The organism is Micromonospora sp. WMMB482 (genome assembly GCF_019038635.1).
Lineage (GTDB): Bacteria > Actinomycetota > Actinomycetes > Mycobacteriales > Micromonosporaceae > Micromonospora > Micromonospora marina.
Window position 1 is genome coordinate 150,973 of record NZ_JAHOPD010000020.1, and the last position, 13,100, is coordinate 164,072.

At 73.2% G+C, this 13,100-nt stretch carries 12 protein-coding genes; 3 read left to right on the forward strand and 9 right to left on the reverse strand.

Annotated features, from left to right (window positions below):
• Window positions 1-84: 84 nt before the first annotated feature.
• The 3 genes from KSK32_RS01500 to KSK32_RS01510 all read right to left on the reverse strand — a co-directional run bounded on the left by KSK32_RS01500 (window position 85) and on the right by KSK32_RS01510 (window position 4,276).
• On the reverse strand, window positions 85-1,893 hold the full coding sequence (locus tag KSK32_RS01500; protein WP_374226687.1) for a PucR family transcriptional regulator: 1,809 nt from the start codon (window positions 1,891-1,893) through the stop codon (window positions 85-87).
• Between the two features lie 74 nt (window positions 1,894-1,967).
• Window positions 1,968-3,419 carry an argininosuccinate synthase gene (argG, locus tag KSK32_RS01505; RefSeq protein ID WP_216928085.1) on the reverse strand — a complete coding sequence of 484 codons (1,452 nt, stop codon included), beginning with the start codon at window positions 3,417-3,419 and terminating at the stop codon, window positions 1,968-1,970.
• A 44-nt stretch (window positions 3,420-3,463) separates the two neighbouring features.
• On the reverse strand, window positions 3,464-4,276 hold the full coding sequence (locus KSK32_RS01510; RefSeq protein ID WP_254187322.1) for an RNA methyltransferase: 813 nt from the start codon (window positions 4,274-4,276) through the stop codon (window positions 3,464-3,466).
• Between KSK32_RS01510 and KSK32_RS01515 the strand changes: the two genes are divergently transcribed.
• Complete coding sequence (locus KSK32_RS01515) at window positions 4,262-4,573, forward strand: hypothetical protein (RefSeq protein ID WP_216928087.1); 312 nt, start codon at window positions 4,262-4,264, stop codon at window positions 4,571-4,573. The genes KSK32_RS01510 and KSK32_RS01515 overlap by 15 nt on opposite strands.
• Before the next feature lie 4 nt (window positions 4,574-4,577).
• On the opposite strand, the gene KSK32_RS01520 is transcribed toward KSK32_RS01515, so the two are convergent.
• Window positions 4,578-5,138, reverse strand: coding sequence for a dihydrofolate reductase family protein (locus tag KSK32_RS01520; protein WP_216928088.1), 561 nt, complete (start codon window positions 5,136-5,138; stop codon window positions 4,578-4,580).
• A gap of 116 nt (window positions 5,139-5,254) precedes the next feature.
• On the opposite strand from KSK32_RS01520, the gene KSK32_RS01525 reads away from it, so the two are divergent.
• Window positions 5,255-5,512 carry a hypothetical protein gene (locus tag KSK32_RS01525; RefSeq protein WP_289256471.1) on the forward strand — a complete coding sequence of 86 codons (258 nt, stop codon included), beginning with the start codon at window positions 5,255-5,257 and terminating at the stop codon, window positions 5,510-5,512.
• Between the two features lie 45 nt (window positions 5,513-5,557).
• Here KSK32_RS01525 and KSK32_RS01530 read toward each other — a convergent pair whose 3' ends face one another.
• The 4 genes from KSK32_RS01530 to KSK32_RS01545 all read right to left on the reverse strand — a co-directional run bounded on the left by KSK32_RS01530 (window position 5,558) and on the right by KSK32_RS01545 (window position 10,369).
• Window positions 5,558-7,759 (reverse strand): transglycosylase domain-containing protein, encoded by a 2,202-nt coding sequence (locus KSK32_RS01530; protein WP_254186915.1) that lies wholly within the window; start codon window positions 7,757-7,759, stop codon window positions 5,558-5,560.
• A gap of 91 nt (window positions 7,760-7,850) precedes the next feature.
• Window positions 7,851-8,654 (reverse strand): hypothetical protein, encoded by an 804-nt coding sequence (locus tag KSK32_RS01535; RefSeq protein ID WP_216927953.1) that lies wholly within the window; start codon window positions 8,652-8,654, stop codon window positions 7,851-7,853.
• Window positions 8,655-8,783: 129 nt separating this feature from the next.
• Window positions 8,784-9,890, reverse strand: a complete 1,107-nt coding sequence (locus tag KSK32_RS01540) for an SPFH domain-containing protein (protein WP_216927954.1) — start codon at window positions 9,888-9,890, stop codon at window positions 8,784-8,786.
• Window positions 9,891-9,895: 5 nt separating this feature from the next.
• Window positions 9,896-10,369, reverse strand: a complete 474-nt coding sequence (locus KSK32_RS01545; RefSeq protein WP_216928090.1) for an NfeD family protein — start codon at window positions 10,367-10,369, stop codon at window positions 9,896-9,898.
• A 99-nt stretch (window positions 10,370-10,468) separates the two neighbouring features.
• Here KSK32_RS01545 and KSK32_RS01550 point away from each other — a divergent pair, with 99 nt between their 5' ends.
• The gene (locus KSK32_RS01550) at window positions 10,469-11,779 is read left to right on the forward strand and encodes a serine hydrolase (protein WP_216928091.1); all 1,311 of its coding nucleotides are present in this window, start codon (window positions 10,469-10,471) and stop codon (window positions 11,777-11,779) included.
• 489 nt (window positions 11,780-12,268) lie between these two features.
• Here KSK32_RS01550 and KSK32_RS01555 read toward each other — a convergent pair whose 3' ends face one another.
• Window positions 12,269-13,081, reverse strand: a complete 813-nt coding sequence (locus tag KSK32_RS01555) for a DUF3097 domain-containing protein (RefSeq protein WP_216928092.1) — start codon at window positions 13,079-13,081, stop codon at window positions 12,269-12,271.
• Between the last annotated feature and the right edge of the window lie 19 nt (window positions 13,082-13,100).

The window sequence follows — 13,100 nt, forward strand, 5'->3', positions numbered from 1 at the left end:
CGCGCAGACCTCGCTTCCTGGGCATTCCGGGCGCCACAACTGCAAGATCGGCGAGCTCGCCGGGACCGGCGTGACAGGGCCGCGTCAGGGAGTGCGGATGGCGTCCAGGGCCAACAGGGCCACGTGCAGGGAGAGGCACCTGTCGACCGAGTCGAGGTCGGCGTCGAGAATGCGGCCGATCCGGGCCAGCCGCTCGTAGAACGCCGGCCGCGACAGGTGTGCGGCGGCGGCACCGGCCGACTTGTTCCGCCCCTGCTCCAGATAGGCCCGCAGCGTGCCGAGCAACTGCTCCCGCGGGTGCTGGGCGTCGTAGGCGAGCAGCGGCCCGAGTTCACGCTCGACGAACGTCTGCAACCGGGGCTCGTCGCGTAGCAGGTGCAGCAGCCCGGCCAGCCCCACGTGCGGCAGCCGGTAGCAGGGCAGATCCCGGGGATCCCGCCGGGCCGCCTCGGCGACCTGCCGCGCCTCGATCAGCGACCGGCGCGCCTCGCGCAGGCTGCCCACGCCGGACCCGGCCGCCACCACGATCGCGGCCCGGGGCGGCGCGTCGGCCGGTCGCGCGCTCCCCGACGTCACGGCCCGGCCGGCGGGCCGGTCAGGCGACTCCGACAGGCGGGACGCCGGAGGGCGGGCGGGGGCGGCGTCGAGGCGTACCCGGCGCAATGCCGCGGCGAACGCGGACAGTGCCTTCTCCTCGGCGGCCGGGTCGGGAAGCGCCAGCAGCGCGCCCACGGCCTGGTCGTCGAGCGGGCTGGTCAGCGCGGTGAGCTTGGCGTCCCGGACGGCCTGGCTGACCGCCTCGGCGAGGTCGCGCAGCCGGGCCGGGCCGGCTTCCGGGCCCTCGGGGTCGGTGTCGCGGCGTCCGCCGCGCCGGGCGGCGGCGGGCTCGTCGTCGGGGGTGCCCGCGTCACCGGACGGCTCGTCGGCGCGGTACCGGACCACCACGCCGACGAGGTGCCGGCGGTCCAGGACGACGCCGAGCGCCTTGGCGCGCAGCGCCACCTCGTCCACCGGGCGGGTGTGGTCGATCAGGGCGGTCAGGAGCGTACGGTGGATCTGCCGTTCCAGGCCCTCGGCGTCGCGGCGGATCAGCCGGCCCAGGGCCAGCGTGGAGGCGGCCCGTTCGATCAGGATGGTCAGCCGGGTCGGCGGGGTGGACTCGGTCACCGGCCAGCGCAGCAGCAGCCGTCCCCAGTCCTGTCCGCGCGCGCCCACAGTGGTGACGAGCCAGCCGCTGTCCGGGTCGTACGCGGTGCGCCCGGCCGGGCGGATCTGCCGCGAGTGCCGCTCCCAGCCGTCCAGCAGCAGTTGGGCGTTCTCCCCCGCCGGGTCGTACGCGAGCACCTGCCGGGACAGGTTCTCCAGCACCATCGGGCAGCCGGCCAGCTCGGCGGCCTGCCGCAGCACCTCGCCGGGTTCGGCGCCCTCCACGGACAGCTCGGTGAACCGCTGGTGGATCTCCTCGGTGGCGCGCAGCTCGGTGAGCTGGGCGTCCACGATCAGCGCGTGCACCGCCTCGGTGATGCGGACGAACGGGGTGCCCCGGCGCAGCTCGATCAGGGGCAGGCGGCGGCGTTCGGCGGCGGCGGCCATCACCCGGGGTACTCCGCTGACGTAGCGGCGGCCCAGTTCGACTGCCAGCCCGGAGACGCCGACATCGGCCAGGGCGCCGATGAACTCGCGGAGCCCGGCGTCGTCGCCCGGCAGGCCGATCCCGGTGGTGAGGACCAGTTCCCCGCCGCCGAGCAGGGTGGCGATGTCGGGCACCTCGGCGATGTGCACCCAGCGCACCGGCCGGTCCAGCCCGGCGGTCCCGGCGACCAGGCGCGGCGCGCCGTTGCGCACGGGCACCAGGTCCAGCACCTCACGCACGGTAGGGAACACGGGCGACACGCTACCCTGCGTCACCACCATTGCCGAGAGCCGGACCGCTGCCCGGTGGGGCGACGGTGCGCGGACGGCGGCGATCAGTCGACGCCGAACTCCATCGCGGCCCGGTCGAGCGCCTCGTCCTCGGCGGTGGGGACACCCCGGGAGGCGATGGCCTCCGCGCCGCCCTGCGGCATGGCTCCGATGAGCCCGGTCGAGGCCGCCTGGGCGGCGCCGACGACCCGCTGCGGTGCGCCGCCGCCGACCATGCCGACGGAGGCGTACTGCTCCAGCTTGGCCCGGGAGTCGGCGATGTCGAGGTTGCGCATGGTGAGCTGGCCGATCCGGTCGGCCGGACCGAACGCCGAGTCCTGGGTGCGCTCCATCGACAGCTTGTCCGGGTGGTAGCTGAACGCCGGGCCGGTGGTGTCGAGGATCGAGTAGTCCTCGCCCCGGCGCAGCCGCAGCGTGACCTCGCCGGTGACCGCCGTGCCGACCCAGCGCTGCAGCGACTCGCGCAGCATCAGCGCCTGGGGGTCCAGCCAGCGACCCTCGTACATGAGGCGGCCGAGGCGGCGGCCCTCGTTGTGGTAGTTCGCGAGCGTGTCCTCGTTGTGGATGGCGTTGACGAGCCGCTCGTAGGCGGCGTGCAGCAGCGCCATGCCGGGGGCCTCGTAGATGCCCCGGCTCTTGGCCTCGATGATCCGGTTCTCGATCTGGTCGGACATGCCCAGGCCGTGCCGGCCGCCGATGGCGTTGGCCTCCAGCACCAGGTCGACGGCGCTGCCGAACTCCTTGCCGTTGATCGTCACCGGGCGGCCCTGGTCGAAGCCGATGGTGACGTCCTCGGCCGGGATCTCCACGGACGGATCCCAGAACTTGACGCCCATGATCGGCTCGACCGTCTCGATGCCGGTGTCCAGGTGTTCGAGCGTCTTGGCCTCGTGGGTGGCGCCCCAGATGTTGGCGTCGGTGGAGTACGCCTTCTCGGTGCTGTCCCGGTAGGGCAGGCCGCGCTCCAGCAGCCACTCCGACATCTCGGTGCGACCGCCCAGCTCGGTGACGAAGTCGGTGTCCAGCCACGGCTTGTAGATCCGCAGCTGCGGGTTGGCCAGCAGGCCGTACCGGTAGAACCGCTCGATGTCGTTGCCCTTGAACGTCGAGCCGTCGCCCCAGATCTGCACGTCGTCGGCGATCATCGCGCGGACCAGGAGCGTGCCGGTCACGGCGCGGCCCAGCGGCGTGGTGTTGAAGTAGGCCCGCCCGCCGGAACGGATGTGGAAGGCGCCGCAGGTCAGCGCCGCCAGCCCTTCCTCGACCAGGGCGGCGCGGCAGTCGACGAGGCGGGCGACCTCGGCGCCGTAGCTGAGCGCGCGGCCGGGCACCGAGGCGATGTCGGGCTCGTCGTACTGGCCGATGTCAGCGGTGTAGGCGCAGGGGACGGCACCCTTGTCGCGCATCCACGCGACGGCTACCGAGGTGTCGAGGCCGCCGGAGAAGGCGATGCCGACACGTTCGCCGATGGGCAGGGAGGTGAGAACCTTGGACACAAGGAAGATTATGCACCGCCTCGCATGGTCATGCAACCTGCTCCTCAGATCGGGTCCGCGCGCCCCAGCTCCCAGAACGCCACCGCCGCGGCGGCCGCCACGTTCAGCGAGTCCACCCCGCGCCGCATCGGGATCACCACCCGCACGTCGCTGGCCGCCTGCGCCGCCGCGGTCAGCCCCGGCCCCTCCGCACCCAGCAGCAACGCCGCCCGCTCCCGCTGCGCCGGGGTCAGCCGCTGCATCGGTACGGCATCCGGCGCGGGCGTCATCGCGAGCACCGTGAACCCGGCCGCCCGGACCTGGTCCAGCCCTTCCGGCCAGCTGTCGAGCTTGGCGTACGGCACTGCGAACACCTCGCCCATGCTGACCCGTACGCTGCGCCGGTACAGCGGGTCGGCGCAGGTCGGGGACAGCAGCACCGCGTCGACGCCGAGCGCGGCGGCGCCCCGGAAGATCGCACCCAGGTTCGTGTGGTTGTTGACGTCCTCCAGGATCACCACCCGCCCGGCCGCGGCCAGCACCTCGTCGGCGGAGCGCAGCGGCTTGCGGTGGAACGACGCGAGCACGCCCCGGTGCACGTGGAAGCCGGTGGCGCGCTGAAGAACGTCCGGCGAGGCCGCGTACACCGGCGCGTCACCGGTGTCCAGGTCGGCGAGCTGGTCGACCCGCTTGGCGTCGACCAGGTACGACCGGGCCGGGTAGCCGGCCCGCAGCGCCCGCCGCAGCACCAGCTCCCCCTCGGCGATGAACAGCCCGTGCGGCGGTTCCCAGCGGGTACGCAGCTCCACGTCGGTGAGCGCGCGGTAGTCGGCGATCCGGTCGTCGTCGGGGTCGGTGATCTCGTGGACGGGCACCAGGCGATTCTGCCCGGCCCGCCCGGCCGCTCCGGCGCGGGCCGGGTTTCCGCCGTCCCGAGCGGGGAACGGAGCCGGACGGCCGACGGCGACGGCGGGACCACCATGGGCGCGGATCACGACGGCGACCTCCCCAGCGACGCCACCGTCGCCGACTACCTGGTGGCCCGGCTCGCCGAGTGGGGCGTGCACCGCTACCACGGCTATCCCGGCGACGGGATCAACGGCATGACCTCGGCGTCGCGGCGCGGCGTACCGGCCGCGCTCGCCACGTACCGGCCCCGCCGCCGGGGCCGCTGAGGCGTCAGGTCCGCGCGTAGCGCAGCAGCACCGACCGCCCGTCGAACGTGCGCGTCTCGGCCAGCCGCAGCTGCTGCCGGGCCAGGTCGGGCAGCACCTGCCGGCCACCCCCGAGCACCACCGGGTGCACGATCACCTCGTACTCGTCGACGAGCCCGAGCGCGGCCAGCGCCGTCGCCGCGCCGGTGCCGCCGGTGACCAGCAGGTCACCGGGGAACCGCTCGCGGACCTCCACCATCTCCTCGGCCAGGTCGCCGCCGCCGACCACCACGGCGCCGTGGGAAGCCTCGGCGAGCGTGCGGGAGACCACGACCTTCGGGGTACGCCGCCAGATCGGCGCGAACGCCAGGTCGTGCGGGTGGTCGGAGATCGACTCGGCCTGCGGCCAGTAGGAGGACATCATCTCCCACACCCGCCGTCCGTAGACGAAGGCGGCGGCCCGCTCGGACAGACCGATCGAGTACGCGGACAGCTCCTCCCCCATCTCCGGCCAGTCGAACTCGCCGTTCGGCCCCTCGATGAAGCCGTCGACCGACGTGTGCACCCCGTAGACGAGCTTGCCCATGATGTGTTCCTCCGCTTCGCACGGCGCCCCCGGAACGGGCGCGCTCGCCAGTGGGTCGGAGCCGGCCGGGCGGATCCGACAGCCCGGCGGCGTCGATTTCCGGCTCGCCTCCGGGCGTGATCCGCCCCGTGATGATCGCCCTGATCGGCGTCGACGGCTCCGGCAAGACGACCCAGGCCAGGGCGCTCGCGGCGCGGCTGCGCGAGCGGGGTGTCCCGGCGCGGTACTTCGAGAACGCCGGCGGGCGGCGGAACCGGCTGGCCCGGGCGCTCGGCCGCGCCGACGGCGTGGCGCTGTTCGGCCGTACCGTCTATCCGGCGCTGGAGGCGACGGTGCGCGCGGCGGCGATGGCCCCGGACCGTGGCGGGCGTTAAGAAGGGGCCCCTGCTCTACCTGAGGCGTTAAGAAGGGGCCCTTCCTTACCCGCGGCCGCGCAGCCAGCGGAGCACGTCGGAGGGCAGCTCGCTCTCCTGGCGCTGCTCGCGCCGGTCCGGCTCGGTGCGGCGGGGCGGCTGCGGGCGCTGCGGGTCGCCGACCAGCGCCCGGCTCGGCGCGGTGAAGTCGGCCACCGGCTTGCCGGTGAGCGCCGTCTTGATGGTCCGGGCCACCGCGTCGATCACCTTCGCCTGCACCGCGGAGCCGACCAGGTCGGTGACGTCGTCCGGGTTGGCGGCGATACCAGCGACCGCGACCTGCGGGGTGTAGCCGACGAACGTCTCGGTGGCGTTGCGCTCCGAGCTGCCGGTCTTGCCGGCCACCGGGCGGCCGACGATCCGGTCGACGGCGGTGGCGGTGCCGCCGTTGCACTGGTCGAACGCGGACTGCTGGCCGACCGGGCAGCGGGCCGCGTCGGTGGCGGCGCGGGCCACGTCCGGTTCGAGCACCCGCTTGCAGGACGGCTGCGCCACGTCCACGGCGTCGCCGTCGGGCGCGGTCACCGAGACCACCGGCAACGGCGTGCAGTACGTGCCCTCGGCGGCCACCGTCGCGTACGCGTTCGCCAGGTCCAGCGGGGTCGTGGCGGCCACGCCGAGCGTGAACGCGCCCCAGTTCGCGGCGTCGTCGCGGGCGAACGCGGCGTCGGAGTCGGCCCGGAAGGTGATGCCGAGGCGCTGCGCCATCTCCACCACCTTGTCCTCGCCGACCTGCTCGGCCAGCCAGACGAAGTACGTGTTGACGGAGCGGCCGAAGCCGTCCCACATCATCCGGTAGCCGTCCATCCACTGCGGGTTGGCGTTCGCCGGGCACCACGTGCCGTCGCAGTTGCCCTCGTCGTCCGAGGCGTACCGGGTGGGCAGCCGGCTGGGGGCGTCGAAGCCGGTGGCCAGCGGCTTGCCGGCCTCCAGCGCGGCCAGCATGGTGAACATCTTGAACGTCGACCCGGCCTGGTAGCCGTCGACGCTGGCGCCGCCGGAGATCAACGGGTTGACCGTGTTCGGGTGGTTGGTCTGCCCGTCCGGGTTGTCGTCGAGGTTGTAGTGCCGGTTCACCGCCATGGCGAGTACCCGGCCGGTGCCGGGCTCGACCGCCGCGATCGGCAGCGCCCGCTTGTCGCCGTACCCGTAGACCTCGGTGGCCTGCTCCTGCGCGGTCTCCTGGATCTTCGCGTCGAGCGTGGTGACGACCCGGTAGCCGCCCCGGCGCAGCGCCTGCTCCCGCTCCTCGGGCGTGCTGCCGAAGGCCGGCTGGGTGAGCCACCAGCGGCGCAGGTAGTCGCAGAAGAAGCCCCAGCCGTCGTGGTCCTGGGCGGTGGCGGTGCAGCCGTTGGGCTGGGCGGTCGGGCGCAGCGTGAGCGCCTCGGCCTTCGCCGCGGCGGCCTGCTGTGCGGTGATCGCGCCGGTCTCGGCCATCGCGTCGAGCACGTACCCGCGCCGGGCCAGCGCCTGGTCCTTGTCGCCGTCGATCGGGCTGTACGCGTCGGGCGACTGGACCAGTCCGGCGAGCAGCGACGCCTCGCCCAGGGTCAGGTCGGCCGGGGCCTTGCCGAAGTAGCGCTGGCTCGCGGCGGCGACGCCGTACGCGCCGGAGCCGAAGTACGCGATGTTGAGGTAGCGGTTGAGGATCTCGTCCTTGGACAGCGACTCCTCCAGCGCGTTCGCGTACCGGATCTCCTGGAGCTTGCGCCCGACGGTCTGCTCGGTGGCGGCCTGCCGCTCCTCGGGGGTGCGGTTCGGGTCGGTCTTGAGCACGTTGCGGACGTACTGCATGGTCAGCGTGGAGCCGCCCTGCTCGGTGCCGCCGCCGGAGACGTTCGCCACCAGCGCGCGGGCGATGCCGCGCAGGTCCGCGCCGCCGTGCGAGTAGAACCGCCGGTCCTCGGCCGCGATGATCGCCTGCCGCATCACCGGGGCGATCTCGTCCAGCGACACGTCGGTGCGGTTCACGTCGTAGAACGTGGTGATCAGCGTCTTGCCGTCGTTGGCGTAGAGGTAGGAGCGCTGCGGCTGCACCGGGGTGCGCAGCGCGTCGGGCAGGTCCGCGTACGCGCCGAGCGCGGCCCGGGCGGCGAACCCGCCGAGCAGGCCCCCGGGAAGCGCGGCGAGCGCGAGGACGAGCCCGGCGAGCAGGCCGGCCAGCAGCACGGTGAACAGCCGCGACAGCGGCGACCTGGGAGACGGCATGGACGCAAGGATTGCCACGAAAGCCGCCTACCGGCCACCTCCCCAGGCAACTGTCAGTTACTTCACGGCGACCGCCCAGCTGAAGAAACGGTCAGCCCGCCCCGAGTGGGCCCTTCGGTGACGCGGGCGGCAGGGGTGCGGCGGCGACGCTGGCGGCGGCCGCGTCCCGGGCGATGGTCTCGGGCACCAGGCGGCCGCTGCGGTAGCCGATGCCGATGCCGGCGACCAGCACGAAGAGCGCGCCGAACGTCTGCAGCGAGCCGATCAGCGCGCCACCGAGGCCGAGCAGCGGGGCAGCGATCATCAGCATCGTCCCGTCGCCGTAGGAGAACATGCCGGACCGGGCGACCGACCAGCCGGTCAGGAACCAGCCCACGCTGTACAGGGTGGCGCCGAACAGCACGATGCCGCGCGCGGTCACGCCGAACACCGGCGTCTGCTCGGCCAGCCCGGCGAACGGCAGCATCAGCACCATCCCGCCGATGCTCGCGAGCAGCCCGGCCAGCGCGACACGGCGGCAGCGGGTGGCGGCGAGCAGGCCGGTGAGCGCGAGCAGGGCGAGCAGGCCGAGCCACACCGAGGCGACCCAGCCGACCAGGTAGAGCGGGCGGCCGTCGGCCGGGTACGGGTCGTTGCCCACCCCGCCGTCGCTGGCCATCGCCACCACGCCGTAGAGGACCGCGTACGCCGGGAGCAGCCAGACCGCCGCGCGGGCGAACCGGCGGATCGACCAGGCCCAGGTCGCGTCGGTCGCAGGCGCTCCCCGGCCGGGTTCGGAGACGAACGGCAGAACCCCGAAGCCCCCACCGGCACGCCGGGATCCGATCGGACCGGCGGGGTCGTGCGCGCCGGGGACGGGGGTACGGGAGAACAGCCGGTTCGCCGGGTCCTTCATGCCTCACCTCGTTCGCGCCGCGGGCGGCCCGGGACGCGCAACGGCGCTCCGGCCCTGCTCACCACCCGTCCTCAAGACCGATGGTGGCAGCCGCCGGAGCGCCGTATGAGGGATTCTCGGATTTGGCGGTCAGCCCCGCTCGCGCTGGTCCGCCGGGTCGTTCACCAGGCTCGCCGGCGACACCGGCTCCGGCGCGGGCAGACCCTTCGGGTTGGTGCCGCCGGTGGCCTGCGCCTCCGCCACGCGTACCTCGTCGTGGATCTCCTGGGCCGCGACGGCCGCGGCCTGGGCGGCCTCGGCGGCCTCCCGCTCGACCTCGCCGGCACTCTTGGCGGCCTCCGGCGACGGCACGTCGCCGGCCATGTTCGCGAGCCCGCCCAGCGCGCCGCCCATGCCCTCCAGGGCCTTGGTCAGCTCGGTCGGAACGATCCAGACCTTGTTGGCAGTGCCGTTGGCGATCTGCGGCAGCGCCTGGAGGTACTGGTAGGCCAGCACCTTCTGGCTCGGGTTGGCGGTGTGGATCGCGTCGAAGACGGTACGGATCGCCTTGGCCTGACCCTCCGCCTGGAGGATCCGGGCCTGCCGGTCACCGTCGGCTCGCAGCACGGCGGCCTGCTTCTCACCCTCGGCGGTGAGGATCTGCGACTGCTTGTGCCCCTCGGCGTTGAGGATCGCGGCACGGCGGTCCCGCTCCGCGCGCATCTGCTTTTCCATCGAGTCGCGGATGCTCGGCGGCGGCTCGATCGCCTTGATCTCGACCCGGGTCACCTTGATGCCCCAGCGGCCGGTGGTCTCGTCCAGCACGCCGGACAGGTGCCGGTTGATCTCCTCACGGCTGGTCAGCGCGCGCTCCAGGTCGAGCGAGCCGATCACGTTACGCAGCGTGGTGACGGTGAGCTGCTCGATGGCCTGGAGGAAGTTGGAGATCTCGTAGGTGGCGCGAACCGAGTCGACCACCTTGAAGTAGAGAACCGTGTCGATCGAGACGACCAGGTTGTCAGAGGTGATCACCGGCTGGGGCGGGAAGCTGACCACCTGCTCGCGCATGTCGACCTTGGTGCGCACCGCGTCGACGAACGGCACCAGCAGGTTGAGGCCCGGGTTCAGCGTGCGCTTGTACCGGCCCAGTCGCTCGACCACGTCCTGACGCTGCTGCGGCACGATCCGCACCGCCTTGAACAGCGTCACCACACCGATCAACGCCACCGCGATCATCAGGATCGCCAGAAACTCCATACCGTTCACCTTTTCGCTTCGGGCAACTCGCCCGGGGTGGAAATGTCGTCCTGCCATACCAGGGCGGTAGCGCCCCGGACCTTGATCACCTGCACCCGCTCACCCTCGGCGTACGTGCGCGTCACGTCGTACGAGCGGGCCGTCCACAGCTCGCCACCGATCTTGACCATGCCCCGGTCGGCGTCGACCGGCTCCAGGACCACAGCCGTGGCCCCCTCCAGCGCCTCGACCCCGAACGGCTGCTCCCCGGTCTCCAGCGACGGCCGGGCGTGCCGCCGGACCACCGGACGGACCACCGCCACCGACAGCGCCGACACCACCGCGAAGACCACCGCCTGGAGCGCCACCGGCGCACCGAGCGCCGCGGCACCGGCCGCGGCGAACGCCCCGACCCCGAACATGATCAGGAAGAGCGTCGTCGTGAAGATCTCGGCGACCGCGAATACCACACCCAGAACGATCCAGAACACGGCGTCCACGAGAACAATCCTGACACGTCCGCGCACGTGTCATCGAACTGTCATGATCGCTAGGATTCGCACGGCGTTCCGCGCCCCCCGGACGACGAGGAGGACGACATGTCCCTGCTGCCCGAGACCGCGCGTCAGGTGGACCTGCTGGTCGCCCGTGCCCAGGCCGAGGGGCGCGGTCCCTCGCTCGCCCTCGGCGTGGTCCGCGACGGCCGGCTGGCGCACCTGGCGGCCGCCGGTGAGACGCCCCGCCCGGACGGCGACCTCCAGTACCGGGTCGGCTCGATCACCAAGACCATGACCGCGGTGCTGGTGATGCAGCAGCGCGACGCCGGTCGGCTGGCGCTCGACGACCCGCTGGACGCCCACCTGCCCGGCACCCCGGTCGGCGCGGTGACAGTGCGCCAACTGCTGGGCCACGTCAGCGGCCTGCAACGCGAGCCGGACGGCGACTGGTGGGAGCGCGCCGAGGGCACGGACCTGGCCACACTGCTGGCCGGGCTGACGCCGGACAAGATCGCCCACCCGCCGCACTTCGTCTACCACTACTCGAACCTGGCGTACGGGCTGCTCGGCGCCATGCTGGAACGGACCACCGGCACCCCGTGGGCGGACCTGCTGACCGAGCGGCTGCTGACGCCGCTGGGCATGCGCCGCACCACGTACCACCCGTCCCAGCCGTACGCCCACGGCTACGTCGTGCACCCCTGGGACGAGACGCTGCGGGAGGAGCCGCGTACCGACACCGGCGCGATGGCCCCGGCCGGGCAGCTCTGGTCGACTGTCGAGGATCTGGGCCGCTGGGCGGCGTTCCTGGCCGACCCGGACCCGGCGCTGCTCTCCCCGGCCACGCTCACCGAGATGTGCGCGCCCATGGTGATCAACGATCTGGACTCGTGGACCGGCGGGCACGGCCTCGGCGTGGAGCTCTACCGGGTCGGCGACCGGGTGTACGTCGGGCACGGCGGTTCCATGCCCGGCTACGTCGCCGGCCTGGCCGTGCACCGGCCCACCCGCACCGCCGTGGTCAACTTCGCCAACGCGTACGGGCTGCGCGGCCACCACATCGGCGCGCTCGGCCGGGAGGCGCTCACGCTGGTGCTGGACGCCGAACCAGCCGCGCCCGCCCCCTGGCGCCCGGCCGACCCGCCCGCCGCCGACGTGGCCGCGCTGACCGGCCGCTGGTGGTGGATGGGCGGCGAGTACGAGTTCCGCGTCGACGCCTCCGGTGACCTGGTCGGCGGCCTTGTGGGCAAGCCACTGCTCCGGTTCACTCCCGAGGGACCGGACCGGTGGCGGGGCCGCTCCGGCTCCCAGGACGGCGAGATCCTCACGGTGATCCGCGACGATTCCGGCACCCCGGTAGCCCTCGACATAGCCACATTCGTCCTGACCCGCTCCCCCGACCAGACCCCCTAACCCCCGCCCCGCCCTCGCCCCCGCCCCCGCCCCCGCCTCGCCGATCTTGCACTTGTAGCCCCCATTTCACCCCGCTTTGCCCGATCCACAGGGACCACAACTCCATGATCGACGCTCATCCACACCGCTCACCGCGGTGATCAAGGACTTTGTGTCGGCGTTGATCTCCAGCACGCCCACAAACTCCTTGATCAACCAGGCGAGGGGTGCCGGGGACGGGGTCTGGAAGGGAGCCCGGGGCGGGGAGCTCGGGCAGGACGGGGGTTCCGGGGTTCGGGGGCGGGCGGAGCCGGCGCACGGCGGGGCCGGGGGGGGACCGTGACCGGCGCAGGGATCAAGCCTGAACGCCCGGAGCCGGGCACGGTCCCCCCGGCCCTCAACCGCAACTGCCCTGGGCGCCCAACCGCAACCACCCCCGGGCCGCAACCGCAACCACTTCGGCCGCAGGCCGAGCAGCCCTGACAGCAACCACGACCGAGCGGCCACCACTCACCCGGGCTCGGTGACGAAATCGATCAGGCGCTCCATCGCGTTGATCAGCGGCGTCTCCACGTCGGCGAAGCTGTCCACCCGGGACAGGATGCGCCGCCACATGTCGGCCGGCTCGGCCACCCCGAGCGCCGCGCAGACGCCCTCCTTCCAGGGCTGACCCGGAGGCACCACGGGCCACGCCGCGATCCCGAGCGCCGCCGGGCGTACCGCCTGCCACACGTCGACGTACGGGTGCCCGGTGACCAGCACGTGCGGCGAGGTGACCCGGGCCACGATGCGGCTCTCCTTCGAGCCGGGCACGAGGTGGTCGACGAGCACACCGAGCCGGCGGCCGGGTCCGGGCGCGAACGCGCGCACCTCGTCGGCGAGCGCGTCGATACCGTCCAGCGGTTCCACCACCACGCCTTCGATGCGCAGATCATCGCCCCAGATCCGCTCGACCAGCGCGGCGTCGTGCACCCCTTCGACCCAGATGCGGCTGGCCTTGGCGACCTGCGCCCGTACGCCGTCCACAGCGACCGAGCCGGACGCGGTACGCCGGCGCGCGGCGGGCACCGGGGCGCGGGCCGGCCGTCGCAGCGTGACCGGCTCGCCGTCGAGCAGGAACGCGGCGGGCCGCAGCGGGAAGTTGCGTCGCCGCCCGTGCCGGTCCTCCAGCACCACCGCGCCGGAGTCGAATCCCACCACTGCGCCGCAGAACCCGGAGTCGGCGTCCTCGACCACCAGGTCGGGTTCGGCGTCGACCTCGGGGGTCACCTTCCGTCGTCGCCAGTCGCCGGCCAGCACGTCCCCGTCGTATCGCCCCGCCATGCCGCAGACGCTAGCCAGC